Annotated in this window: 24 protein-coding genes; 7 read left to right on the top strand and 17 right to left on the bottom strand. The window is 73.1% G+C overall.

Going from position 1 to position 23483, the window contains the following annotated elements:
• Positions 1–34: 34 nt before the first annotated feature.
• Genes era through hrcA form a run of 7 tightly spaced genes read right to left on the bottom strand, consistent with a single transcriptional unit; the run spans position 35 to position 6820 of the window.
• Positions 35–976 (bottom strand): GTPase Era, encoded by a 942-nt coding sequence (era, locus tag ABIB53_RS09005; protein ID WP_354587912.1) that lies wholly within the window; start codon positions 974–976, stop codon positions 35–37.
• A complete protein-coding gene (locus tag ABIB53_RS09000; protein ID WP_123090842.1) occupies positions 973–2262 on the bottom strand; it encodes a hemolysin family protein in 1290 nt (429 codons plus the stop codon). The genes era and ABIB53_RS09000 overlap by 4 nt, the downstream gene beginning before the upstream one ends.
• Entirely contained in the window at positions 2259–2741 is a 483-nt protein-coding gene (gene ybeY / locus ABIB53_RS08995; RefSeq protein WP_354587911.1) for an rRNA maturation RNase YbeY, read from the bottom strand. The genes ABIB53_RS09000 and ybeY overlap by 4 nt, the downstream gene beginning before the upstream one ends.
• Positions 2738–3811, bottom strand: coding sequence for a PhoH family protein (locus tag ABIB53_RS08990; protein WP_191563478.1), 1074 nt, complete (start codon positions 3809–3811; stop codon positions 2738–2740). Before ABIB53_RS08990 ends, ybeY begins: the two co-directional genes overlap by 4 nt.
• A gap of 54 nt (positions 3812–3865) precedes the next feature.
• Positions 3866–4609, bottom strand: a complete 744-nt coding sequence (locus tag ABIB53_RS08985) for a 16S rRNA (uracil(1498)-N(3))-methyltransferase (protein ID WP_354587910.1) — start codon at positions 4607–4609, stop codon at positions 3866–3868.
• Between the two features lie 4 nt (positions 4610–4613).
• Complete coding sequence (dnaJ, locus tag ABIB53_RS08980) at positions 4614–5735, bottom strand: molecular chaperone DnaJ (protein ID WP_354587909.1); 1122 nt, start codon at positions 5733–5735, stop codon at positions 4614–4616.
• Positions 5736–5788: 53 nt separating this feature from the next.
• A complete protein-coding gene (gene hrcA / locus ABIB53_RS08975) occupies positions 5789–6820 on the bottom strand; it encodes a heat-inducible transcriptional repressor HrcA (RefSeq protein ID WP_354587908.1) in 1032 nt (343 codons plus the stop codon).
• A 167-nt stretch (positions 6821–6987) separates the two neighbouring features.
• Here hrcA and ABIB53_RS08970 point away from each other — a divergent pair, with 167 nt between their 5' ends.
• Positions 6988–7866 carry a DUF3097 domain-containing protein gene (locus ABIB53_RS08970; RefSeq protein ID WP_252973768.1) on the top strand — a complete coding sequence of 293 codons (879 nt, stop codon included), beginning with the start codon at positions 6988–6990 and terminating at the stop codon, positions 7864–7866.
• Between the two features lie 101 nt (positions 7867–7967).
• Here ABIB53_RS08970 and fabG read toward each other — a convergent pair whose 3' ends face one another.
• From fabG to hemW, 3 genes are all read right to left on the bottom strand, one after another.
• The gene (gene fabG / locus ABIB53_RS08965) at positions 7968–8723 is read right to left on the bottom strand and encodes a 3-oxoacyl-ACP reductase FabG (protein WP_123090848.1); all 756 of its coding nucleotides are present in this window, start codon (positions 8721–8723) and stop codon (positions 7968–7970) included.
• Positions 8724–8814: 91 nt separating this feature from the next.
• Positions 8815–9492, bottom strand: a complete 678-nt coding sequence (locus ABIB53_RS08960) for a trimeric intracellular cation channel family protein (protein ID WP_224766810.1) — start codon at positions 9490–9492, stop codon at positions 8815–8817.
• Complete coding sequence (gene hemW / locus ABIB53_RS08955; RefSeq protein ID WP_354587907.1) at positions 9489–10745, bottom strand: radical SAM family heme chaperone HemW; 1257 nt, start codon at positions 10743–10745, stop codon at positions 9489–9491. Before hemW ends, ABIB53_RS08960 begins: the two co-directional genes overlap by 4 nt.
• An 85-nt stretch (positions 10746–10830) precedes the next feature.
• Here hemW and ABIB53_RS08950 point away from each other — a divergent pair, with 85 nt between their 5' ends.
• Entirely contained in the window at positions 10831–11277 is a 447-nt protein-coding gene (locus ABIB53_RS08950) for an SRPBCC family protein (protein WP_251719459.1), read from the top strand.
• 68 nt (positions 11278–11345) lie between these two features.
• Entirely contained in the window at positions 11346–12104 is a 759-nt protein-coding gene (locus ABIB53_RS08945) for a tyrosine-protein phosphatase (protein WP_354587906.1), read from the top strand.
• Between the two features lie 21 nt (positions 12105–12125).
• On the opposite strand, the gene ABIB53_RS08940 is transcribed toward ABIB53_RS08945, so the two are convergent.
• Together ABIB53_RS08940 and lepA are read right to left on the bottom strand one after the other, a co-directional pair.
• Positions 12126–12602: a hotdog fold domain-containing protein gene (locus tag ABIB53_RS08940; protein ID WP_191563484.1), complete on the bottom strand. Its 477-nt coding sequence runs from the start codon at positions 12600–12602 to the stop codon at positions 12126–12128.
• Between the two features lie 28 nt (positions 12603–12630).
• Positions 12631–14478: a translation elongation factor 4 gene (gene lepA, locus ABIB53_RS08935; protein ID WP_068274000.1), complete on the bottom strand. Its 1848-nt coding sequence runs from the start codon at positions 14476–14478 to the stop codon at positions 12631–12633.
• A 105-nt stretch (positions 14479–14583) separates the two neighbouring features.
• Here lepA and ABIB53_RS08930 point away from each other — a divergent pair, with 105 nt between their 5' ends.
• The 3 genes from ABIB53_RS08930 to ABIB53_RS08920 are packed head-to-tail and all read left to right on the top strand — an operon-like array spanning position 14584 to position 17147.
• The gene (locus ABIB53_RS08930) at positions 14584–15378 is read left to right on the top strand and encodes a CPBP family intramembrane glutamic endopeptidase (RefSeq protein ID WP_252973758.1); all 795 of its coding nucleotides are present in this window, start codon (positions 14584–14586) and stop codon (positions 15376–15378) included.
• 49 nt (positions 15379–15427) lie between these two features.
• Positions 15428–16585: a M48 family metallopeptidase gene (locus ABIB53_RS08925; protein WP_354587905.1), complete on the top strand. Its 1158-nt coding sequence runs from the start codon at positions 15428–15430 to the stop codon at positions 16583–16585.
• A gap of 10 nt (positions 16586–16595) precedes the next feature.
• Entirely contained in the window at positions 16596–17147 is a 552-nt protein-coding gene (locus ABIB53_RS08920; RefSeq protein ID WP_354587904.1) for a type II toxin-antitoxin system PemK/MazF family toxin, read from the top strand.
• Positions 17148–17234: 87 nt separating this feature from the next.
• On the opposite strand, the gene rpsT is transcribed toward ABIB53_RS08920, so the two are convergent.
• The 3 genes from rpsT to ABIB53_RS08905 form a co-directional block, all read right to left on the bottom strand.
• Positions 17235–17501 (bottom strand): 30S ribosomal protein S20, encoded by a 267-nt coding sequence (gene rpsT, locus ABIB53_RS08915; protein ID WP_068273994.1) that lies wholly within the window; start codon positions 17499–17501, stop codon positions 17235–17237.
• Between the two features lie 175 nt (positions 17502–17676).
• Complete coding sequence (holA, locus tag ABIB53_RS08910) at positions 17677–18657, bottom strand: DNA polymerase III subunit delta (protein ID WP_354587903.1); 981 nt, start codon at positions 18655–18657, stop codon at positions 17677–17679.
• Positions 18654–20810, bottom strand: coding sequence for an ATP-dependent DNA helicase (locus tag ABIB53_RS08905; protein ID WP_123091510.1), 2157 nt, complete (start codon positions 20808–20810; stop codon positions 18654–18656). Before ABIB53_RS08905 ends, holA begins: the two co-directional genes overlap by 4 nt.
• On the opposite strand from ABIB53_RS08905, the gene ABIB53_RS08900 reads away from it, so the two are divergent.
• Positions 20797–21312, top strand: a complete 516-nt coding sequence (locus ABIB53_RS08900) for a GNAT family N-acetyltransferase (protein ID WP_318825903.1) — start codon at positions 20797–20799, stop codon at positions 21310–21312. The two genes, ABIB53_RS08905 and ABIB53_RS08900, sit on opposite strands and share 14 nt — an antisense overlap.
• A 3-nt stretch (positions 21313–21315) precedes the next feature.
• On the opposite strand, the gene ABIB53_RS08895 is transcribed toward ABIB53_RS08900, so the two are convergent.
• Positions 21316–22125, bottom strand: a complete 810-nt coding sequence (locus ABIB53_RS08895) for an SDR family oxidoreductase (RefSeq protein ID WP_354587902.1) — start codon at positions 22123–22125, stop codon at positions 21316–21318.
• Positions 22122–23483, bottom strand: a complete 1362-nt coding sequence (locus ABIB53_RS08890) for a uracil-xanthine permease family protein (RefSeq protein ID WP_354587901.1) — start codon at positions 23481–23483, stop codon at positions 22122–22124. Before ABIB53_RS08890 ends, ABIB53_RS08895 begins: the two co-directional genes overlap by 4 nt.

The raw sequence follows: 23483 nt of genomic DNA, 5'->3' as shown, positions 1-23483 counted from the left end.
CCTCTCCCCGGCACTCCCGCAGGGGGCGAGGGGGTCAGAAACCGAGCCGTTGGAGCTGCTTGGGGTCGCGCTGCCAGTCCTTGGCGACCTTGACGTGCAGGTCCAGGTAGACGCGGTGGCCGAGGACCCGCTCGATGCCCTCGCGGGCGGTCGTGCCGACCTCGCGCAGGCGCGACCCGCCGCGCCCGATGATGATCGCCTTCTGGCTCGGCCGCTCGACGAAGACGTTGACCCGCACGTCGGTCATCGGGTCGTCGTCCGGGCGGTCCGCGCGCGGCACCATCTCCTCGACGACGACGGCCAGCGAGTGCGGCAGCTCGTCGCGGACCCCTTCGAGCGCGGCCTCGCGGACGAGCTCGGCGATCATCGTCTCGGCGGGCTCGTCGGTGAGGACGTCCTCGGGGTAGAGCGGCGCGGGGGCGGGCGGCAGCCGCTCCGAGAGCAGCGCGAGCACCTCCTCGACCTGGTCGCCGGCGACGGCGGAGCACGGCACGATCACGGCCCAGTCGCCGAGCTGGTCGACGGCGATGAGGTGCTCGGCCAGGCGCTGCCGGTCGACGCGGTCGCTCTTCGTCGCGATGGCGACGACGGGCACGCGCTTCGCGCGCTGCAGCTCGACGAGCTCGGCGGCGATGTAGCTGTCGCCGGGGCCGATCCGCTGGTCGGCCGGCAGGCAGAAGCCGATGACGTCGACCTCGAGGAGGGTCTCTCGGACGAGGTCGTTGAGCCGCTCCCCCAGCAGGGTGCGCGGCTTGTGCAGGCCCGGGGTGTCGACGAGGATCAGCTGGCTGCCGGGCCGGGAGACGATGCCACGGATCGTGTGCCGGGTCGTCTGCGGCTTGCTCGAGGTGATCGCGACCTTGTCGCCGACGAGGGCGTTCGTCAGCGTCGACTTGCCGGCGTTGGGGCGCCCGACGAGGCAGGCGAAGCCCGCCCGGTAGGTCGTCTCGTCCGTGCTCGTGCCGTCCTGGCTCATGACGCCTCCTCCTGCTCCTGGTCCTCGCTCGGCTCGGCGAGCCGCTCGACGACGACGCTCGCGACGCGGTGGCGTCGCCCGGACATCTTCTCAGCCGTGAGGGCCAGGCCCGCCACCTCGGCGCGGGACCCGACGATCGGCACCCGACCGACGATCTTGCCGATGAGCCCGCCGACGGTGTCGACCTCGTCCTCCTCGATGCTCACGTCGAAGAGCTCGGCGAGGTCGTCGACGTGCATCGTCGCGGGCACGCGGACGAGCCCGCCCTCCATCGGCTCGACGCCGGGGGTCTCGCGGTCGTACTCGTCGTCGATCTCCCCGACGATCTCCTCGAGGATGTCCTCGATCGTCACCAGCCCGGCGGTGCCGCCGTACTCGTCGACGACGACCGCGGCGTGGGTGTGGTCGCGCTGCATCTCGCGCAGCAGGTCGTCGACCGGCTTGCTCTCGGGGACGAAGGGAGCGGGCCGCATGATCGCGGTGACCGGCAGGGTCGCGCTCTCCGGGTCGGCCGTCACCCGTCGGATGACGTCCTTGAGGTAGAGCAGCCCGACGATGTCGTCGGTGCTCTCGCCGACGACGGGCACCCGCGAGAAGCCGGAGCGGATGAAGAGGTTGACCGCCTTGCGGGCCGTCTTGTCGGCCTCGATGGTGATCATGTCGGTGCGCGGCACCATGACCTCACGTGCGAGCGTGTCGCCGAGGTCGAAGACGGAGTGGAGCATCCGGCGCTCGGTCGCCTCGATGAGCGAGGACTCCCCGGCGAGGTCGACGAGGTCGCGCAGCTCGGCCTCGGAGCGGAAGGGTCCGTCGCGGTAGCCCTTGCCCGGCGTCACGGCGTTGCCGAGCGCGATGAGCAGCCGCGCGACGGGACCGAGGACCCGGCGCAGGCCCACGACGACCGGGGCGACGGCCAGCGCGACCGCCGTCGAGTGCTGCCGCCCGAGGGTGCGCGGAGAGACCCCGACGATGACGAAGGAGACGAGCACCATGATCGCGATGGCGATGAGCAGCGGGCGCAGCAGCCCGTCGAGCGCCTCGACGGCCGCCACGGCGACGAGCACGCCGGCCGTCGACTCGGCCATCGCGCGCACGAAGTTGAGCACGGCGACGTAGCCCGTCGAGTCGGCGAGGATGAGGCGAAGGGGGGCCGCCCCCCGTCGTCCCTGCTCCTCGGCCTCCTCGGCGGCGACCCGGGAGGTCGTCGAGATCGCGGACTCCGCGAGGACGAGGACGAAGGCGAGCACGGTCGCGGCGAGGGCCGCGAGGACGAGCGGGAGGTTCACGAGCGGCCGGCGGGCGGGTTCGCGCTGCGTCCGCGGCCGGCGAGGAAGGTGAGCAGGAGGCGGCGCTGGAGGTCGAACATCTCGCGCTCCTCGTCGACCTCGGCGTGGTCGTGGCCGAGGAGGTGGAGGATGCCGTGCGTCGTCAGCAGGAGCAGCTCGTCGGCGGGGGCGTGCCCGGCCGCGGCGGCCTGCCGCTCGGCGACGCTCGGGCACAGGACGATGTCGCCGAGGATGCCCTGGGCGGGCGCGCCGGGACGGCCCGGGCGCAGCTCGTCCATGGGGAAGGACATGACGTCGGTCGGGCCGGGCAGGTCCATCCACCGCTCGTGCAGCTGGGCCATCGTCGGCTCGTCGACGACGCGGACGTAGAGGTCCGCGCCCGGGTGCACGTGCATCTCCTGCAGGACGTAGCCGCACAGCTCGCGGATCTCGTCGAGGTCGACCTCGTGGTCGGTCTCGTTGCCGAGCTCGACGCTCACCGACGCTCCCCCTTCGCCCGTCGGCCGCCGCCCGTGCGGGCGTCGTAGCGCCCGTACGCGTCGACGATCTGCCCGACGAGGCGGTGGCGCACGACGTCCTCGCTCGTCAGCTCGGAGAAGTGGATGTCCTCGATGCCCTCGAGGACGCGCTGGACGACCTTGAGGCCGGAGTCCATCCCGCCGGGCAGGTCGACCTGCGTCGTGTCGCCGGTGACGACCATCTTGCTGCCGAAGCCGAGACGGGTGAGGAACATCTTCATCTGCTCGGGCGAGGTGTTCTGCGCCTCGTCGAGGATGATGAAGGCGTCGTTGAGGGTGCGGCCGCGCATGTACGCCAGCGGGGCGACCTCGATCGTGCCGGCGGCCATGAGCCGCGGGATCGACTCGGCGTCGATCATGTCGTGCAGCGCGTCGTAGAGCGGGCGCAGGTACGGGTCGATCTTGTCGTTGAGCGAGCCGGGCAGGAAGCCCAGGCGCTCGCCGGCCTCGACGGCCGGCCGGGTGAGGATGATCCGGGTGACCTGCTTGGCCTGGAGCGCGGCGACGGCCTTGGCCATCGCGAGGTAGGTCTTGCCGGTGCCGGCCGGGCCGATCCCGAAGATCACCGTGTGGTCGTCGATCGCGTCGACGTACTCCTTCTGCCCCAGCGTCTTGGGGCGGATCGTGCGCCCGCGGTTGCTCACGATGTTCTGCGTGAGGACGTCGGCGGGGCGCTGACGGCTCGCGCCACGCAGCATCGAGATCGAGCGCTCGACGGCGTCGCGGTTGAGCGGCTGCCCCGCACGGACGATCTCGACGAGCTCGCCGAGCAGGGCGTCGACGACGTCGACGTCCTTCTTCGGGCCGGAGATCCGGAACTCGTTGCCCCGCACGAGGATCTCGGTGCGGGGGAACTGGCGCTCCATCGTGCGCAGCAGCTCGTCGCGCGGGCCGAGCAGGGCCACGGGGGTGACCGAGTCGGGCAGGACGATCACCTCGTCGACGGTGCGCTCCCCGAGCGTGTCGGGGGCGGGCGCGGCGTCGGGCAGGGAGTCGAGGGCGGAGAGGTCGGGACGAGAGTCGTCAGTCATCAGGCCTGCAGTCTACGGGGGCGGGCAGTGCGGGTGGGCTCGAGCGGGACCGGGTCAGCGCCACCGCGAGCGGGCGCTGAGCACCGCGATCGCGGCCGGTCCGGCGGTCGAGGCGCGCAGCACGCCCGGCCCGAGCCGCACGGGGGTGGCGCCGGCGGCGACGAGCTGGTCGACCTCGACCGGGCTGATCCCACCCTCGGGACCGACGAGGAGCAGCACGTCGCCGTCGGCCGGCAGCTCGACGGCGGCGAGCGGGGTCGCCGCGTCCTCGTGGAGGACCAGCGCGACGGCACCCTGCTCGACGCGGGCGAGGAGCTGCTTGGTCGAGATGGGCTGGGCCACCTCGGGGGTGCGGGCGCGACGGGACTGCTTGGCCGCGGCCGTGACGACGTTGACCCACTTCTGGTGCGACTTGGCGACCTTCGGGCCCCGCCAGCGCACGATCGCGCGCTCGGACTCCCACGGCACGACCTCGTCGACGCCGAGCTCGGTGGCGGCCTCGACGGCGTCCTCGTCGCGGCCCCCCTTCGCCAGGGCCTGGACGAGGACGAGGCGAGGGCTCGGTTGCGGCTCGTCCCGGCGGGCCTCGACGCGCACGACGAGCTCGGCGGCGTCGGCCGCCTCGACCGTGCCGAGGACCGCCTGGCCGGCGCCGTCGGCGACGATGACCTGCTCGCCCGGGGCGATCCGGCGCACCGAGACCGCGTGCCTGGCCTCGGCGCCGCCGACGCTGACGTGCGCGCCGGGGGCCAGGTCCTGCAGGCTCCCCCGCTCGACGTGGAAGAGCGGCGCGGTCATCGGCTCAGCGGCCCTTGAAGGCGTGGCGCAGCTTGCCCATGAAGCCGGAGTCGACGTCGGCGAGCTGGCCGCTCGGCTCGGTCTCCTCGCGGGCGACGGCGAGGTCGCGCAGCAGCTGCTCCTGCTCGGCGTCCAGGCGAGTGGGGGTGCGCACGTCGGCGTGGATGACGAGGTCGCCGCGGCCGCTGCCGCGCAGGTGGGTGACGCCGAGCCCCTCGAGGACGATCGTGTCGCCGGGCTGCGTGCCCCGGGCGATCTCGACCTGGCGGTCGCCGTCGAAGGTCGCGAAGTTGAGCGTCGTGCCGAGCGCGGCGGCCGTCATCGGCAGCTGGACGGAGGCGTGCAGGTCGTCGCCCTGACGCGTGAAGGTCGGGTGCGGGGTGACGCGCAGCTCGACGAAGAGGTCGCCGGCGGGGCCACCGCCGATGCCGACCTCGCCCTCGCCGGAGAGGTGGATGCGCGTGCCGGTGTCGACGCCCGCGGGGATGCGGATGCTCATCGTGCGGCGGGTGCGCACGCGGCCCTGGCCGGAGCACTCGTGGCAGGGGTGCGGGATGACCTCGCCGAAGCCCTGGCAGGCCGCGCACGGGCGCGACGTCATGACCTGGCCGAGGAAGCTGCGCTGGACCATCTGGACCTCGCCGCGACCGCCGCACACCTCGCAGACCTTACGGCTCGTGCCGGGCTGGGCGCCGTCGCCCGAGCACGTGCTGCAGCGCTCGGCGGTGTCGATCGTCAGGTCCTGTGTGCCGCCGAAGACCGCTGTCTCGAGGTCGACGGACAGGGCGACGAGACCGTCCTGGCCGCGGGTCTGGCGCGGACGCGGTCCGCGACCGCCGCCGGCCGCCTGGCCGAAGAACTGCTCCATGATGTCGCTGAAGGAGAAGCCCGCGCCGAAGCCCTCGTGCGCGCCGCCGTAGGGGTCGGAGCCCATGTCGTACTGGCGGCGCTTGTCCTCGTCGCCGAGGACGTCGTAGGCCTGGCTGACACGCTTGAACTGCTCCTCGGCCTCCTCGCCGGGGTTGACGTCCGGGTGCAGCTTGCGGGCGAGCTTGCGGTAGGAGCGCTTGATCTCCTCCGGCGTGGCGGAGCGGTCGACGCCCAGGTCGGCGTAGTAGTCGTTCACAGCGGTGGGGGTCCTGTCGATCAGGGGTCGGGGGACGAAGGGGGTGCCCGGCGTCAGCCGGTCGTGATGATCCGGGAGAGATAGGTGGCGACGGCCCGGACCTGGCTGATCGTCGCCGGGTAGTTCATCCGGGTCGGGCCGAGCACGCCGACGTGGCCGACGAGCTCGTCGCCGGCGCCGTAGCCGGTCGAGACGACCGAGGTCGTCTGCAGGCCCGAGACGGGGTTCTCGCTGCCGATGCGCACGGCGACCTCACCGGTCTGCTCGGCCTGGGTGCCGAGCAGACGGAGCAGCACGACGTGCTGCTCGAGGGCGTCGAGCACGGGCTCGAGGGTGAGCGGGAAGTCCGAGGGGGTCCGGGCCAGGTTGGCCGTGCCGGCGAGGGTGACGCGGCTCGCGCTCTCCTCGCGGGCGGCCTCCTCGATGGCGGCGAGCACCCCGTCGGTGAGGCTGGAGCGGGTGCGCTCGTCGTCGTCGAGGGTGCGCAGGGCGGTGACCGCCTCGCCGAGCCGGCGCTCGGTGACGACGGCGTTGATCTGGGTGCGCGCGGTCGCGAGCTCGTCGGCACCTGCGGTCGTCGTGTAGTCGGTCTCGGTCGTGATGACCCGCTGCTCGACCCGGCCGCTGCCGGTGATGACGACGACCATGAGCCGGCTCGAGGACATCGGCACGAGCTCGACGTGGCGCACCGTGCTGCGGGTGAGCGAGGGGTACTGGACGACGGCGACTTGCCGGGTGAGGGTCGCGAGGAGGCGCACGGTGCGGTCGAGCACCTCGTCGAGGGCATCGGCACCCTCGAGGAACTGCGCGATCGCGGACCGCTCGGCCCGCGACATCGGCTTGAGCGTCGAGAGCTGGTCGACGAAGGTCCGGTAGCCCGCGTCCGTCGGGATGCGGCCCGCGCTCGTGTGCGGGGCCACGATGAGCCCCTCGTCCTCGAGCGCGGCCATGTCGTTGCGGACGGTCGCGGCGCTCACACCGAGCTGGTGGCGCTCGAGCAGCGCGCGCGAGCCGACGGGCTCGCTCGTGTGGACGTAGTCCTCGACGATCGCGGAGAGGACGGCCATGCGTCGCTCGGTGCTCACGGGCTCTCCCTTCGCTCATCCGGTCGGTACGGCCCGCCGAGGCGGGCTCCCCCGCCCTGGCACTCTCGGGCACTGAGTGCCAAGTCTACGGGCGAGGACGGCATTCCCCAATCGCGCACGCGTGTTGCGGCGAGCACGGGCGCCGCGGCCGACTAGCCTCGCCCGACGTGAGCGACCGCTACGGATCCGACGTCCTGTCCGGCGACTGGCGCAGCGCGGGCAAGCCCCGCAGCCGCGAGGTCGAGGCGACCCCGGACCTCGTCGTCGAGGACGTCGAGACCGGCTGGGTGGGCGCGGTCGTGCGGGTCGAGAAGGCCGGCGGCATGCACGTCGTGCACCTCGAGGACCGCCGCGGGGCGGTCAAGGCCTTCCCCCTCGGTCCGGGCTTCCACCTCGACGGCGCCCCGGTCGTCCTCACCGCGCCGAAGGGGGCCGGACGGGCCGCCCTGGCCCAGCAGCAGCAGGCCTCGGCCCGCACCGCGTCGGGCTCGGTGGCCGTCGCCGACCGCACCGCGCGCGTCGCCCGCGGGTCGCGGATCTTCGTGGAGGGGCGTCACGACGCCGAGCTCGTCGAGAAGGTGTGGGGCCATGACCTGCGCGTCGAGGGAGTCGTCGTCGAGATGCTCGACGGCGTCGACGACCTCGCCGGGGCGATCCGGGACTTCGCGCCCGGGCCCGGGCGCCGGATGGGCGTGCTCGTCGACCACCTCGTGCCCGGCTCCAAGGAATCGCGGATCGTCGCGAAGGCGTCGGGGATCTCCCCCTTCGCCCCCCACGTCCTCGTCCTCGGTCACCCCTTCGTCGACGTCTGGCAGTCCGTGCGACCGCAGCGTCTCGGGATGGACGCCTGGCCGACCATCCCCCGCTCCGTGGAGTGGAAGCGCGGGATCTGCGCCCACCTCGGCTGGGCCCACGACGACCAGGCCGACATCGCCCGCGCGTGGAAGCAGATCCTCGGCACCGTGCGCAGCTACGCCGACCTCGAGCCCTCGCTGCTGGGGCGAGTCGAGGAGCTCATCGACTTCGTCACCGCCCCTGACGCCTGAGCCGGTTTATCGGGTGACCCGATAAACCCCGGGTCCGCATGAGTAAGAAACTCATGCGAAGCCGGGGTTTCTCGGGTCACCCGAGAATCTTGTGACTCGGGTCAGTCCCTCGGGCCCCCGGCGACGTAGATGACCTGGCCCGAGACGAAGCCGGCCTCGTCGGAGCACAGGAAAGACGCCGTCGCGGCGATGTCCTCGGGCTGGCCGACGCGCTGGACGGGGATCTCCTTGGCCGAGTAGGCGATGAAGTCCTCGAAGGGGACGCCGACGCGCTCGGCGGTGGCCGCCGTCATCTCGGTCTGGATGAAGCCCGGGGCGATGGCGTTGGCGGTGACGCCGAACTTGCCGAGCTCGATGGCGAGGGTCTTGGTGAAGCCCTGCATGCCGGCCTTGGCGGCCGCGTAGTTGGCCTGGCCGCGGTTGCCCAGCGCCGAGGTCGACGAGAGGTTGACGACGCGCCCGTGCTTCTCCTGCGTCATGTACGCCTGGCACGCCTTGGTCATGAGGAAGGCACCGCGCAGGTGCACGCCCATGACGGCGTCCCAGTCGTCGAGGGTCATCTTGAAGAGCAGGTTGTCCCGGATGATGCCCGCGTTGTTGACGAGCACGGTCGGCGCGCCGAGCTCGGCGGCGATGCGCTCGACGGCGGCGGCCACCTGGGCCTCGTCGGAGACGTCGGCGCCGACGGCGATCGCCCGGCCGCCGGCCGCGGTGATCTCCTCGACGGTGCCGGCGCAGGCGCTCTCGTCGAGGTCGACGACGGCGACCTGGTGCCCGTCGGCCGCGAGACGGACGGCGACGGCCCGTCCGATGCCGCGGGCGGCTCCGGTGACGACGGCGGTGCGCTGGGTGCTCATGGGCGTGGTGTCCTCCTGGTCGTGGGTGGGTGCACCACGCCACGGGGGCGACGGTGCGCCCTATGCATAACAGACACCGCGGGCGAAGGGGTCAGCCGCGCCGCCGGAAGCGGTTGATCGCCTTGCCCCGGATCTGGGGGACGAGGATGGCGGGCTCGGTCGGCAGGACCCAGCCCAGACGGCGGGCCAGCAGGCACACCCCGGCACCGACGAGCACCCCGCCGGGGGCGGAGTACGGCCCGACGACCTCGCGCAGGACGAGGTAGGTCAGGGCGCCGGCGAGCGCGGCCGTCGCGTAGAGCTCGGAGCGGCGGAAGATGCTCGGCACCTGGCCGAGCATGACGTCGCGCACCGCCCCGCCGCCGACCGCGGTGAGCACGCCGAGCAGGACCGCGGGCAGCGGGCTGATGCCGGTGAGGAGCGCCTTCTGCGTGCCGGCGACCGCCCACGCCCCGAGCGCCAGCGCGTCGACGTAGGGGAAGACCTGACGCCACCGCCGCCCCTCGAAGCGCACGAGGAAGGCCAGCCCTGAGGCGACGAGCGCGCACCCCAGATAGGCCCCGTCGGTGAGCGCGATCGGGGTCTGGTTGAGCAGCACGTCGCGGATCGCCCCGCCACCCAGCGCCGAGATCATCGAGATGATCGCGAAGCCGACGGGGTCGAGGTTGAACTGGCGAGCCACCGCCGCACCGAGCAGGGCGTTGGTGACCACGCCGAGGAGGTCGATGCTGCGCAGCACCTGGGCGATGAGCTCCTGCTGCTCGCTCACGCCGCTCCCCCGAGCAGCGTGTGCACGACGGTGTCGGCGAGCAGCCGGCCCCGGCGGGTGAGCACGACGCGACCGCCGACCGCGGCCCGGCCGTCGACGAGGCCGCTCGCGACGAGACCCGCGACGGCACGTCGGGCGCCGGGCTCGAGCGCGCTCGTCGCGACCCCGTCGACGAGCCGCACCCCGAGGAGGAGCTCCTCGTCGGCGCGCTGCGCGTCGGTGAGCACCTCGCGGGCCGCCGCGGGCGAGGAGCCGTCGTCGAGGCGCCCGGCCCACGCGGCGGGGTGCTTGACGTTCCACCACCGCGTGCCGGCGACGTGGCTGTGGGCACCGGGCCCGACGCCCCACCAGTCGTCGCCGCGCCAGTAGGCGAGGTTGTGCCGGCAGCGGTCCTGCGGCGTGCGCGCCCAGTTGCTGATCTCGTACCAGTCGTAGCCCGCGCCGGCGAGCAGCTCGTCGGCGAGCTCGTACTTGTCGGCCTCGTCGTCACCGGTCGGCAGGGGCAGCTCGCCGCGGCGCACGCGCGCGGCGAGCCTCGTGCCGTCCTCGACGGTGAGGGCGTAGGCCGAGACGTGGTCGGGCTCGAGGGCGAGCGCGGCCTCGAGCGAGGCGCGCCAGTCCTCGAGGGTCTCCCCCGGGGTGCCGTAGATGAGGTCGAGGCTCACCGCTAGACCCGCGTCGCGCGCGCCCGCGACGGCCCGGGCGACGCCCTCGGGGTCGTGTGTGCGGTCGAGGGTCTTCAGCACGCCGGGACGGACCGACTGCATGCCGACCGAGACCCGGGTGACCCCGCCGTGGGCGAGCTCGGCGAGGGACGAAGGGGTGACCGAGTCCGGGTTCGCCTCGGTCGTCACCTCGGCGTCGGCAGCGAGCCCGAAGCGCTCGCGGATGCCGTCGAGCACGACGACGAGATCCGCCGACGGCAGCAGGGTCGGGGTCCCCCCGCCCAGGAAGACGGTGCTCACCGGACCCGGCGCAGCACCTGCCAAGCCGAGCACGTCGCGGGCGAGGTCGAGCTCGCGCAGCGCGCCCTGGGCGAAGGTGGCCCGGCTCGACCCGGGCGGGCCGTCCTGGCCGCCGAGCTCGGAGGCGGTGTAGGTGTTGAAGTCGCAGTAGCCGCAGCGCACGGCGCAGAAGGGCACGTGGACGTACATCGCGAGCGCGCGCCGCCCGACCGCCTCGGCACTGGCGTCGGGCAGCCGGCCGTCGCGGGGCGCGGGGTCGCCGTCGGGGAGCTGTGGCACGGGGTCCATCGTCCCCCACCGCGGCCGGTGCTCGCGCCCGCGCCCGCCCCTGCGGGTGGTCCGCACCCCGGGCCGGGCGACCTACGGTCGGCAGATGAGGACGGTCAGCCGCTGGACACCCGCCGGGCCGGACGCCGTCTGGTCCGTGCTGGCCGACGGGTGGACCTACCCGGGCTGGGTCGTCGGCGCGTCACGCATGCGGGCGGTCACCCCCGGGTGGCCGGGAGCAGGTGCCCGGCTCCACCACTCCGTGGGCAGCTGGCCCTGGCTGCTCGACGACGAGACGTCCGTGCGAGAGGTCGACCCCGGCCGCCGCCTCGTCCTGCGTGCTCGTGCCATGCCCCTCGGTGCGGCACGCGTCGAGATCACCCTCCACCCGCAGGCCCAGGGCACCCGGGTCGAGATGCGCGAGGACGCCGAGAGCGGCCCCTCGCTCCTCCTGCCCTCACCAGCGCGCCAGCTCGGCATCGTGCTGCGCAACCGCGAGGCGCTGCGCCGTCTCGCCCTGCTCGCCGAGCGGGCGGGGCGGGCCACGGGCTAGCCGCGGCCGCCCCCCGGGGCGGCCTGCCGGCGTGAGGGCGCGGCGCGCTCCCCCCGTAGGGTGGCGGCATGACGCAGCCCCGCTGGATCGAGCTCGACGGTGTCGTCAACATGCGAGACGTGGGCGGCCTGCCGACCCGGGACGGCGGGCGGCTGCGCGAGCGCCGCCTCATCCGCAGCGACAACCTCCAGGACCTCACCGAGAGCGACGTGGCGCACGTCGTCGACGTGCTCGGCGTCACCGACGTCGTCGACCTGCGCACCCACGACGAGCTCGACGAGACCGGCCCGGGTCCGCTGCGGCGCACGGCGGTCGCCCATCACCACCACACCTTCTTCCGCACCGTCGGCGGTGACCTGCGCGACCTCATGGTCCTGCGCGAGGAGGAGCAGCCGGTCAAGGACGCCTCCTACTGGAGCGCCCACTACCGCGGCTACCTCGAGCACCGGCCCGACTCAGTCGCGGGGGCTCTCGGCCGGGTCGCCGACGCGAAGGGGGCGGCGCTCGTGCACTGCGCCGCGGGCAAGGACCGCACGGGCACGATCGTCGCGCTCGCCCTGTCCGTCGCGGGCGTGCCCGACGAGGAGATCGTCGCCGACTACGTGCTCACCGCCGAGCGCCTGCCCCGGATCATCGAGCGGCTCCAGGGCACCGGCTTCTACAGCCGCCTGCGCGACCGGCCGATGAGCGAGCAGGAGCCGGTGCCGGAGGCCATCACCGGTCTGCTCGACTCCGTCGCGGAGCACGGCGGGGCGCGGGCGTGGTTGCGCGACCAGGGGTGGAGCGCCGAGCAGGTCGAGCGGCTGGCCGCCCGCCTGCGCGACTGAGCGCCCCGACGACCGGGAGGGTCACCCCTTCGCGGGCTTGTCCGAGACGTAGATCGGGATGACGCCCTGCACGACGACGACGCCGTCGGTGCGCACGGCCTTGACCCGCACGTCGATGTCGAAGGGGGCCTCGCGCTCCCAGTCCGAGGGGGAGGTCTCGGCGACGCACAGCAGGTCGGTCGTCGACTTCTGCAGGTACTCGACCTGCAGGCCGCGCGGGAGCCACCGCTGGTGGTCCGGGCAGGTCGCCTCGGCGACGAGACCCATCGCCGCCTCGAGCCCGTTGCACACGGCGATCGCGTGCAGGGTCCCGATGTGGTTGTGCACCCGGCGGCGGTTCTTGATCGTCAGCTCGGCCCGGTGCGGACGCACCTCGCGCACCTGCGGACGCACCGTCCAGAAGTACGGGGCGAACCGGGCGTACGCGAGCGAGAAGAGCCGTGTGCCTCCCGGGTAGCGGGTCAGGCGTCGGTAGAGGGCGTAGGTCTGCTGGGCCACGGGGGCACCCTACGTCCTCGCCCGGCGGCTACTTCTTCGCCTTGTCCTTCGTCGGCTCGTCGGAGGACAGCGCGGCGACGAAGGCCTCCGGCGGCACCTCGACGCTGCCGATGTTCTTCATCCGCTTCTTGCCCGCCTTCTGCTTCTCGAGCAGCTTGCGCTTGCGCGAGATGTCGCCGCCGTAGCACTTGGCGAGCACGTCCTTGCGGATCGCGCGGATCGTCTCGCGGGCGATGACCCGGGCGCCGATGGCGGCCTGGATCGGCACCTCGAACTGCTGGCGCGGGATGAGGTCCTTGAGCTTGCCGGCCATCATCGTGCCGTAGGAGTACGCCTTGTCCTTGTGGACGACGGCGCTGAAGGCGTCGACGCCCTCGCCCTGGAGGAGGATGTCGACCTTGACGAGGTCGGCCGCCTGGTCGCCGGCCTCCTGGTAGTCCAGCGAGGCGTAGCCGCGGGTCTTGGACTTCAGCTGGTCGAAGAAGTCGAAGACGATCTCCGCGAGCGGGAGGGTGTAGCGCATCTCGACGCGGTCCTCGGAGAGGTAGTCCATGCCACCGAGCTGGCCGCGCTTGCCCTGGCAGAGCTCCATGATCGCCCCGATGAACTCGCTCGGGGCGAGGATCGTGGCCTTGACCACCGGCTCGCGGACCTCGGCGACCTTGCCGTACGGGAACTCGCTGGGGTTGGTCACCTCGATCTCGGTGCCGTCGTCCATCGTCACCTGGTAGACGACGTTGGGCTGGGTCGAGATGAGGTCGAGGTCGAACTCGCGCTCGAGGCGCTCGCGGACGATCTCGAGGTGGAGCAGACCGAGGAAGCCGACACGGAAGCCGAAGCCGAGGGCCGCGGAGGTCTCCGGCTCGTAGACGAGCGCCGCGTCGTTGAGCTTGAGCTTGTCGAGCGCGTCGCGCAGGTCCGGGTAGTCCGAGCCGTCGATCGGGTACAGGCCGGAGAAGACCATCGGCTTGGGGTCCTTGTAGCCGCCGATGGCGTCGGTGGCCGGCTTGGCCATGTTCGTCACCGTGTCGCCGACCTTGGACTGGCGCACGTCCTTGACCCCGGTGATGAGGTAGCCGACCTCGCCGACGCCCAGGCCGTTCGAGGGCTTGGGCTCGGGGCTGATGACGCCGATCTCCAGCAGCTCGTGCGTCGCCTTCGTGCTCATCATCGCGATGCGCTCGCGGGGGTTGAGGTTGCCGTCGACGACGCGGACGTAGGTGACGACCCCGCGGTAGGTGTCGTAGACGGAGTCGAAGATCATCGCTCGGGCCGGGGCGTCGGGGTCGCCCACCGGTGCGGGCAGGTCGCCGACGACGCGGTCGAGGAGGGCCTCGACCCCTTCGCCCGTCTTGCCCGAGACCTTGAGGACGTCCTCGGGGTCGCAGCCGATGAGGCCGGCGAGCTCGGCGGCGTACTTCTCGGGCTGAGCGGCCGGCAGGTCGATCTTGTTGAGCACCGGGATGATCGTCAGCTCGTTCTCCATGGCCAGGTAGAGGTTGGCCAGGGTCTGCGCCTCGATGCCCTGCGCGGCGTCGACGAGCAGGACCGCGCCCTCGCACGCGGCGAGGCTGCGCGAGACCTCGTAGGTGAAGTCGACGTGCCCGGGGGTGTCGATCATGTTGAGGCAGTAGGTCTGGCCCTCGAGCTCCCAGGGCATGCGCACGGCCTGGCTCTTGATCGTGATGCCGCGCTCACGCTCGATGTCCATGCGGTCGAGGTACTGCGCGCGCATCTGCCGCGCCTCGACGACGCCGGTGATCTGCAGCATGCGGTCGGCCAGGGTGGACTTGCCGTGGTCGATGTGGGCGATGATGCAGAAGTTGCGGATCTGCTGCGGCGGGGTCGCGTGCGGCTGCAGCGCCTTCGTGGCCATGGGTGACACGGGGGAGACTCAACCTCGTCGATGGGCGGCGATGGATCAGCGCTCATCATCGCACCTCCCAGCCGACCCACGAGAACGCGACCTAGGCTCGCCCCCGTGACCGCAGCCGCCGAGCCCGCCGTCGACGGGGTGCCCGCCTCCCCCTTCGGCCGTCGCACCCTCCTCGCGGAGACCGCCCTCGTCCTGCTCGTCTCGCTCGGCGCGAGCGCCATCTGGTCGCTCCTGCGCATCGTCTCGCTGCTCACCCAGGGCGGGCTGTCGGGGGTGACGACGACGATGAACTCCTCGGCCTACCCCGACCGGCCGTGGCTCGACCTCGTCCACCAGCTCGTCGGCGTCGGGCTCGGCGTGGTGCCCGCCCTGCTCGCTCTGCACCTGCTCACCCGGGAGGACCGGGACGCGCCGCACCGGATCGGCGCCGACCTGCGCCGCCCGGGCAGCGACCTGCTGCGCGGCGTCCTGCTCACCGCTGCCGTCGGCATCCCCGGGCTCGCCTGGTACCTCGGGTCGCGGGCGCTCGGCATCAACACGACGGTGGCCGCCGCGGACCTCGCGCCGGTGTGGTGGGCCGTGCCGGTGCTCGTCCTCGCCGCGCTGCAGAACGCCGTGCTCGAGGAGGTCGTCATGGTCGGCTACCTCTTCACCCGGTGGACCCAGGCGGGGTGGGGCCGGTGGCGGGTGATCGTCGTCAGCGCGCTCGTCCGGGGCAGCTATCACCTCTACCAGGGCTTCGGCGGCTTCGTCGGCAACGTCGTCATGGGACTGCTCTTCGGCTGGCTCTACACCCGCACCCGACGGGTCGGCCCGCTCGTCGTCGCGCACACGCTGCTCGACGTCGTCGCCTTCGTGGGGTACACCCTGGCCCGCGACCACCTGGGGTGGCTGCGATGATCCTGCCCGGAGCGGCCTGACACCGGCCGCCGACGACAGGGGAATCCCGATGAGCTCGCAGTGGCCACCCGCGCCGGGGACTCCCCCGGCCGCCTACCCGCCCGCCGGACGACGGCCGCGCGGCCCCGCCGACCCCCGTGGTCCCCGGCACGGCCAGCGTCTCGCGGTGCGGCGCGGGGTGCGCCACCCGCTGGAGATCCTCTGCCTCGTCCTGGCGGTCGTCGCCTCGCTGATCTACCTGGGTTTCGCGATCTTCGAGATCGTGCAGGCGATCGGTGACCGGCGCGAGCCGAGCACCTACGCCGTGATCCTCGTGCTCGCCCCGGTCCTCGTGTGGTTCGCCCGTGGCCTGCTCTTCGCGCAGATCCGCCTTCGTGGCGTGCAGATCACCCCGACGCAGTACCCCGAGGCCTACGAGATCCTCGTGGAGGCGTCGGCGACCTTCGGGCTCGAGGAGCCGCCGCGGGCCTACGTCGTCGGGGGCAACGGGCTCATCAACGCCTTCGCCTCCGGGCACGGCTTCCGCCGCTTCGTCGTCGTGTACTCCGACCTCTTCGAGGTGGGTGGGCGCGCGCGTCAGCCGGACTCGCTGCGCTTCATCATCGGCCACGAGCTCGGCCACATCGCCGCCGGGCACACGTCGTACTGGCGTCAGCTGGGCACCTTCGCCTCGGCCTACTTCCCGCTCGTGGGGCCGGTCCTGTCACGCAGCCAGGAGTACACGTCGGACAGCTACGGGTACCACCTGTGCCCGCAGGGAGCGATGGGCGCGATGGCCACCCTCGGCGCCGGCAAGTACCTCAACGCCTCCGTCGACACGACGCAGTACTTCGGGCGGGTCGGTGACGAGCGCGGCTTCTTCGTGTGGTGGGCCAACGCCATCGCCTCGCACCCGGTGCTGCTGTGGCGCGGGCACGCACTGCGCGACCGCACCCAGCGCGGGCGGCTGCTGTGGCGCCCGCGGCCGGACCGCTGGGGCCCGCCCCCGGTGAGCCCCTACGTGGGCAACCTCCCGCCGAACGCCGCCGTCGCGGGCGGCACGCACCCCTCGCAGCGCCTCGCAGCGATCGGCGCACCGCAGATCGGCATGCCCGAGGCCCGGCCGACCCCGCCCGCGATGCCGCAGGGCGGCCCCACCCCGCCGTCCCCCGGGCAGGCCCCGTCGTGGGGGCCGCCGACGACGCCGCCCGCGGGCCCGGCTGCGTAACCTCGCAGACATGCTGCGCTCGCTCGTGCGCCGGCTGCTGCGCACGACGCCGCGGCCGAGCACCGCCTCGACGTCGACCGCGCCGTCGACCCCGCCGTCGGCTCCCCCGCCGACGACCTCGCCGCCCGGGCGCGGCTACCCCGGCGACTTCTCGGGCGAGGCGGGCTCCCCCTTCGCCACCCCGACCGGCTCGGTGGGCGCGGGCGAGGTCGTGTGGGCGTGGGTGCCCTTCGAGGAGGACCACCGGCGGGGCAAGGACCGGCCTGCGCTCGTCATCGGGGCCGACGGGCCGTGGCTGCTCGGGCTGCCCATGACGAGCCAGGACCACGACCTCGACGAGACCCAGGAGCGCCGCGCAGGGCGGCAGTGGATCGACGTCGGCTCCGGCGACTGGGACCGCCGGCGTCGGCGCAGCGAGGCCCGTCTCGACCGGGTCGTGCGGCTCGACCCCGCGCGGGTCCGACGCGCAGGCGGGGCCGTCGACCGCGCGGTCTACGACGCCGTCCTCGTCGCCCTCAGGGCCGTGCGTCGGGGCGAGCCCTACGACGACGACCCGGTCTGAGGGAGCCCCCGCAGGACATCACGGGCACGGCGAAGGGGGCCCGTACCGTCGAGACGGTGCGGGCCCCCTTCGCGGGTCAGGCGCGGGTCACTTGGACAGCGCGTTGACCTTCTTCGCCAGGGCCGACTTCTTGTTGGCCGCCTGGTTGGCGTGGATGACGCCCTTGCTGACGGCCTTGTCGAGGCGCTTCGAGGCGGCCTGCAGGGCGGTGCCCGCAGCGGTCGCGTCGCCGGCGGCGACAGCCTCACGGACCTTGCGGATCGAGGTGCGCAGCTCCGACTTGTGCGCACGGTTGCGCTCGGTGCGGGCCGCGTTGGTCTTGATCCGCTTGATCTGGGACTTGATGTTTGCCACGTGTATGTCTTCCTAGAGGTCGATGATGTGCCGTTGAGGGCGGCAGGACGTCTCGGGACCGGCGTGGGGAGACCGTTGGGAGAGACGCCCTGGATGGTGCTGCGTTGCGCGCACGACCGCAGCGCGCACGCAAGGGTCGACGATATCAGCGGGCGGTCGTGCCGGGCAAAACCGGTCAGCCGGACTGGTGCTCGCGCACGACGGTGAGCACCGCGTGCTCGACGGCGTAGACCGGGTCGCGCCCCCCGCCCTTGACCTCCTCGTCGGCCGCGGCGACGGCCTGGATGGCCCGCCCGAGGGCCGGCCCCGACCACCCGCGCAGCGCGCGGCGGGCCTTGTCGACCTGCCACGGGGCCATGCCGAGGTCGCGGGCGAGGTCGGCCGAGCGGCCGCGCCCCGCTCCCCCGACCTTGGCCAGCTGGCGCAGCTGGCCGGCGAGGACGGCGACGATCGGGACCGGGTCGACCCCGACGGCCACGGCATGACGCAGCAGGCGCAGCGCCTCACCGGCCTCGCCGGTCACGGCCGCGTCGGCCACGCGGAAGCCCGTGGCCTCGACCTTGCCCCCGTGGTAGCGGTCGACGACGTCGTGGTCGACGACCCCGGTCGTGTCGTCGACGAGCTGGGTGCACGCCGAGGCGAGCTCGCGCAGGTCCTTGCCCACGGCCTCGACGAGGGCCTGGACGGCGTCCGGGGCGATCTTGCGCCGGGCCCGGCGGAACTCGCCGGTGACGAAGTCGGCCTTGTCGCGGTCGGACTTGATCGCGGGGCACTCGACGACGCGGGCGCGCGACTTCTTCATCGTGTCGAGGACCTTCTTGCCCCGGTTGCCCGAGGAGTGCAGCACGACGAGCGTCACGTCCTCGGCCGGGTGCTCGAGGTAGGCCAGGACGTCCTGCTGCAGCGCGTCGGAGGCCTCGTGCAGCCCGCGCACGACGATGACCTTGTCCTCGCCGAAGAGCGACGGGCTCGCGTGCATCGCGAGCGCGCCCACCTCGTAGCCGGCGGTCTCGACGGCCACGAGCTCGATCTCCGGGGAGGCGACGCGCAGGTCGGCGAGCACCTGGTCGACGGCGCGCTCGGCGAGCAGCTCCTCGGGGCCCGTGACGAGCACGAGGGGCGGGACGCCGGAGCGGACGTCGACGAGATCGGTCATCGGGACACCTTCGCACCGGGGGCCGACACCGGTCGCGGGTGCTCCGCCCCGTCCTCGTCCCGGCTGGCGGCGACGGCTCCCTCGACGACGGCGCCGGTCAGGCCGCGTCGGGCGGGGTCGGCGACGGCCACCGGGGGCGGTGCGGTCTCGTCGAGGCGGCGCAGGGCGCCGAGCACGAGGGACTTGTCGGTCGTGGGCCAGAAGGGCGGCAGCGAGCGCTGGAGGAAGCCGGCGTAGCGCGCCTTGACCATGCGGTTGTCGAGGAAGGCGACGACCCCGCGGTCGTCGGAGCGCCGCACGAGCCGACCCGCGCCCTGCGAGAGCCGCAGCGCGGCGTGGGTCGCCGACACCGCCATGAAGCCGTTGCCGCCGCGCCGCCCGATCTCCTCGGTGCGCGCGGATGACAGCGGGTCGTCCGGCCGCGGGAAGGGGATGCGGTCGATGAGCACGAGCTGGCAGCTCGAGCCGGGCACGTCGACGCCCTGCCACAGCGTGAGCGTGCCGAAGAGGCAGGTCGTCGGCTCGGCGGCGAACTGGCGCACGAGCGTGGTGATCTGGTCCTCGCCCTGGCAGAGCACCTCCATCTCGCCGCCCAGCCGCTCGCGCATCGCCTCGGCGGCCTCGCGGGCCGCGCGCATCGAGGAGAAGAGACCGAGGGTGCGCCCGCCGGCCGCCCGCACGAGCTCTTCGATCTCGTCGAGGGTCTGCGGGGCGAGCCCGTCGCGACCGGGCGCGGGCAGGTGCTCGGCGACGTAGGCGATCGCCTGCTCGGGGTAGGCGAAGGGGGACCCGACGTCCAGACCGCGCCACGGCGGTGCGCCGTCCCCGCGCAGCCCGAGGGTGCCGGCGACCGCGTCGAAGGTGCCGCCGAGCTCGAGGGTCGCCGACGTGAGCACGACCGTGCGGTCGGTGCGGTTGCCGTCCTCGTCGGTCGAGTCGTCCTCGAAGACCTTGTCCCGGACGAGCATCGCCACGCTCATCGGCGCGACCCGCAGGACGGGACCGCGCCGGGGGTCCTTGCTCACCCACAGCACGTCGAGCTCGCGCTCCTCGAGCACCCGGCCCGCGGTGTCGAAGAGGTCCTCCATCGCGGCCATGGCGATCTGCCGGCCCCCGTCGACCTCGGCGCCCTTCTCCGGCTTGAGCTCGGTGAGCAGGGTGCGGGTGACCTCGCGCAGCCGCGAGACCGTGAGCGCCAGCGCGTCGGGCATGCCCCCGCGCAGCCGGCCCTCCGGCACGTCCTCGAGCTGGGCCTCGAGCGCCACCGCGAGGTCGTCGAGCTCCTCGGTGGACTGGACGAGGCGCCCGGCACGCTTGCTCGCGCCGCGGACCGCGCCCGGGGTGATGTCGTCGGTGATCGTCGAGGTGACGCGGTCGACGAGCTCGTGGGCCTCGTCGACGACGAGCACGTCGTGCGGCGGCAGCAGGTGGCGCCCCTCGAAGGCGTCGATGGCCATGAAGGAGTGGTTGGTGACGACGACGTCGACCTCCTTGGCCGCCGTGCGCGAGCGCTCGACGAAGCAGTCGCCGAACTCCGGGCACTTGCTGCCGAGGCACTCGTCCGCGCTCACCGACACCTGCCGCCAGGCCCGCTCCGAGACACCGGGCACGAGCTCATCACGGTCACCGGACTCGGTCTGCTCGGCCCACTCGCGCAGCCGCACGACCTCCTGGCCGAGCCGGCCGGCCGCCGCGTCGACCTCGCCGACGTCGAGCAGCCCGTCCTCGTCGTCGGGGAAGCCGCCGACGAGCTTGTGCTGGCAGACGTAGTTGCGGCGGCCCTTGACGAGGGCGTACGTCGGGCGCCGGCCGAGCGGCCCGGTGAGCGCGTCGGCGAGCCGGGGCATGTCGCGGTCGACGATCTGCGCCTGCAGCGCGAGGGTCGCGGTCGCGACGACCGCCGGCCGTCCGCTGCGCATCGCGTGGGCGATCGCGGGCACGAGGTAGGCCAGCGACTTGCCGGTGCCGGTGCCGGCCTGGACGAGCAGGTGCTCGCCCGTCGTCACCGCCCGCTCGACGGCCTGGGCCATCTCGACCTGACCTGGGCGGGTGCTGCCGCCGACCCCGTCGACGGCGGCGTTGAGCAGGTCGGTCAGGGAGGGCACCGGCCCTAGGTTAGCGCTCGATATCCTCGCCGCCGTGACGATCCACATCCGCACCGCCACCGCGCAGGACTGGCCCCAGATCTGGCCGGTCGTCGCCGAGGTCGTGCAGGCCGGCGAGACCTACGCCTACCCCCTCGACCTCACGAGCGAGCAGGCCCAGCAGCTGTGGCTCGAGGCCCCGCCCGGCGAGAGCGTCGTGGCCCTCGACGACGACGGGTCGGTGCTCGGCACGGCGAAGATGGGCCCGAACCGGCCCGGCCACGGCGACCACGTGGGCACGGCGTCCTTCATGGTCGCGAGCAGCGCGCGGGGTCTGGGGGTCGGCCGGGCGCTCGGCGAGCACGTCGTCGCGTGGCACCGCGAGCGCGGCTTCCACGCGATCCAGTTCAACGCCGTCGTGGAGACCAACGCTGCGGCGGTCGCGCTGTGGCGCTCGCTGGGCTTCGAGGTCGTCGGGACCGTGCCGGAGGCCTTTCGCCACCCGACGCACGGTCTCGTCGGGCTGCACGTCATGCACCTCCCCCTTCGCACCGGTCGTGCGCAGGGCTGAGCCTCAGACGGCTCCCGGCTTCTGCATGAGCCCGCCGTCGGCGAAGATCGTCGTGGCGGTGATGTAGCTGGCCGCGTCGGAGGCGACGAAGCAGGCGAGCTTGCCCATCTGCTGCGGGGTGCCGATGTAGCCCAGCGGGATCGCCGCGCGCAGGGAGTCCTGCTCGGCCGGGTCGTCGTCGGCGTTGATGGGGGTGACGATCGCGCCCGGAGCGATGCTCACCATCCGGATGCCGTGCTCGCCGAGCTCGACGCCCGCGGTGCGGGTGAGCATGCGCATCCCGCCCTTGCTCACGCAGTACGTGAGGTCGCTCGGCATCGGCCAGTCCTCGTGGGTGCTCGAGGTGTTGATGATGACCCCGCCGCCGCCCTGCTCGACGAAGCGCTCCGCGGCGACCTTCGCGCCGAAGACCGCGCCGCGCAGGTTGATCGCGAGCTGCCTGTCGAAGCCCTCCTCGGTGAGGGTGAGCAGGGTCTCCTTCAGCTCGATGCCGGCGTTGCTCACCCACACGTCGATCCGCCCGAAGGCGTCGACCGCCGCGTCGCGCAGCCGCTCGAGGTCGGCGACCGAGGAGACGTCGGCCTCGACCGCGACGGCCCGCTCGGGCCCGCCGAGCTCGTCGACCATCGCGTGCGCGTGGTCGGCGTCGCTCACGTAGTCGATGACGACCCGCGCGCCCTGGGCGCTGGCCTCGCGCACGATGCCCTCGCCGATCCCGGAGTTCCCTCCCGTGACGACGACCACCCGGTCCTCGAGGGGCCGGGGCGAGGCCCCGGCGGGCAGGTCGGGTGCGGTCGGGGGCTGCTCGGTCATGCAGGCAGCGTAGGACCGTCCGCCCGGTCGTGGTCGGCTGCGCGAAGGGGGATGAGAGGGTCGGCGACCGCGCCCGTCACCGAGTTGAGGGCCCGCAGTCCGTGGAAGCCGACGAGGGCGGCGATCGTGCCGAGCGCGATGCCGGCGAGCTGGACGTCGCCGATGCTCCACGTGAAGTCGGCGATGCCGATGATGAGCGCGACGGCACCGGTCATGAGGTTGATCGGGTTGCCGAGGTCGACGCGGTTCTCGATCCAGATCTTCACGCCGAGCAGGCCGATCATCCCGTAGAGGGCGGTCGCGGCCCCGCCGAGGACGCCGGACGGGACGGTGTTGATGAGCTCGCCGAACTTCGGGCTCATCGAGAGGAGCACGGCGGTGACGGCCGCGACCCAGTACGCCGCCGTGGAGTAGACGCGGGTCGCCGCCATGACGCCGATGTTCTCCGCGTAGGTCGTCGTGCCGGAGCCTCCGCCGGAGCCGGCGAGGGTGGTCGCGAGACCGTCGGCGATGAGCGCCCGACCCATGTAGGGGTCGAGGTCGTCACCGGTCATCGCCGCGACGGAGCGGACGTGCCCGACGTTCTCGGCGACGAGGACGAGGACGACGGGGACGAAGAGCCCCAGCACGGAGATGTCGAAGGTCGGCGCGGTGAGGTCCGGCAGGCCGATCAGGTCGGCCTCGCGCACCAGGGTGAAGTCGAGCTCGCCGCGGATCGCCGCGCAGACGTAGCCGGCGGCCACGCCGCCGAGGATCGCCAGACGCGAGATCATCCCCTTCGTCGCGACGCTGAGGACGAGGATCACGACGAGGGTGACGAGGGCGGTGACCGGGGAGACGACGAAGTTGGCCTTCGCGGCCGGGGCGAGGTTGAGCCCGATGAGGGCGACGATCGCGCCGGTGACCATCGGGGGCATGAGCGCCCGCAGCCACCGGTCGCCGGAGAGCTGCACCGCCAGGCCGACGAGGGCGAGCGCCAGACCAGCCATGACGACGCCGCCGAGGGCAGTGGGGAGGTCGTGGCTCGACGTCGCGGCGGTGATCGGGGCGATGAAGGCGAAGGAGCTGCCGAGATAGCTCGGCACCCGACCGCGGGTGATGAGGAGGAAAAGCATCGTGCCGACGCCGGAGAAGAGCAGGGTCGTCGCCGGGGACAGTCCCGTGAGCAGCGGCACGAGGAAGGTCGCGCCGAACATCGCGACGACGTGCTGCATGCCCAGACCGATGGTCAGGTCCCACGAGAGGCGCTCGCGGGGGCGGACGACCTCGCCCGGGGCGACCCTGCGGCCGTCGCCGTGGAGGGTCCAGCCGCGCTGGGTGTCGTCGAGGTTCGGGGGCGTCGGTGCGGGTGCGCTCAC

Source organism: Janibacter sp. UYMM211 (assembly GCF_040547045.1).
GTDB classification, from domain to species: domain Bacteria; phylum Actinomycetota; class Actinomycetes; order Actinomycetales; family Dermatophilaceae; genus Marihabitans; species Marihabitans melonis.
This window is presented reverse-complemented; position numbering and strand designations above follow the sequence as displayed.

What these genes read in the sequence shown, in the direction of transcription:
- era (WP_354587912.1), bottom strand. Translation starts at nt 976, where the DNA reads ATGAGCCAGGACGGCACGAGCACGGACGAGACGACCTACCGGGCGGGC.
- ABIB53_RS08990 (WP_191563478.1), bottom strand. Translation starts at nt 3,811, where the DNA reads ATGACTGACGACTCTCGTCCCGACCTCTCCGCCCTCGACTCCCTGCCC.
- ABIB53_RS08985 (WP_354587910.1), bottom strand. Translation starts at nt 4,609, where the DNA reads ATGACCGCGCCGCTCTTCCACGTCGAGCGGGGGAGCCTGCAGGACCTG.
- fabG (WP_123090848.1), bottom strand. Translation starts at nt 8,723, where the DNA reads ATGAGCACCCAGCGCACCGCCGTCGTCACCGGAGCCGCCCGCGGCATC.
- hemW (WP_354587907.1), bottom strand. Translation starts at nt 10,745, where the DNA reads ATGGACCCCGTGCCACAGCTCCCCGACGGCGACCCCGCGCCCCGCGAC.
- ABIB53_RS08950 (WP_251719459.1), top strand. Translation starts at nt 10,831, where the DNA reads ATGAGGACGGTCAGCCGCTGGACACCCGCCGGGCCGGACGCCGTCTGG.
- ABIB53_RS08945 (WP_354587906.1), top strand. Translation starts at nt 11,346, where the DNA reads ATGACGCAGCCCCGCTGGATCGAGCTCGACGGTGTCGTCAACATGCGA.
- lepA (WP_068274000.1), bottom strand. Translation starts at nt 14,478, where the DNA reads ATGGCCACGAAGGCGCTGCAGCCGCACGCGACCCCGCCGCAGCAGATC.
- ABIB53_RS08925 (WP_354587905.1), top strand. Translation starts at nt 15,428, where the DNA reads ATGAGCTCGCAGTGGCCACCCGCGCCGGGGACTCCCCCGGCCGCCTAC.
- ABIB53_RS08920 (WP_354587904.1), top strand. Translation starts at nt 16,596, where the DNA reads ATGCTGCGCTCGCTCGTGCGCCGGCTGCTGCGCACGACGCCGCGGCCG.
- holA (WP_354587903.1), bottom strand. Translation starts at nt 18,657, where the DNA reads ATGACCGATCTCGTCGACGTCCGCTCCGGCGTCCCGCCCCTCGTGCTC.
- ABIB53_RS08905 (WP_123091510.1), bottom strand. Translation starts at nt 20,810, where the DNA reads ATGTGGATCGTCACGGCGGCGAGGATATCGAGCGCTAACCTAGGGCCG.
- ABIB53_RS08895 (WP_354587902.1), bottom strand. Translation starts at nt 22,125, where the DNA reads ATGACCGAGCAGCCCCCGACCGCACCCGACCTGCCCGCCGGGGCCTCG.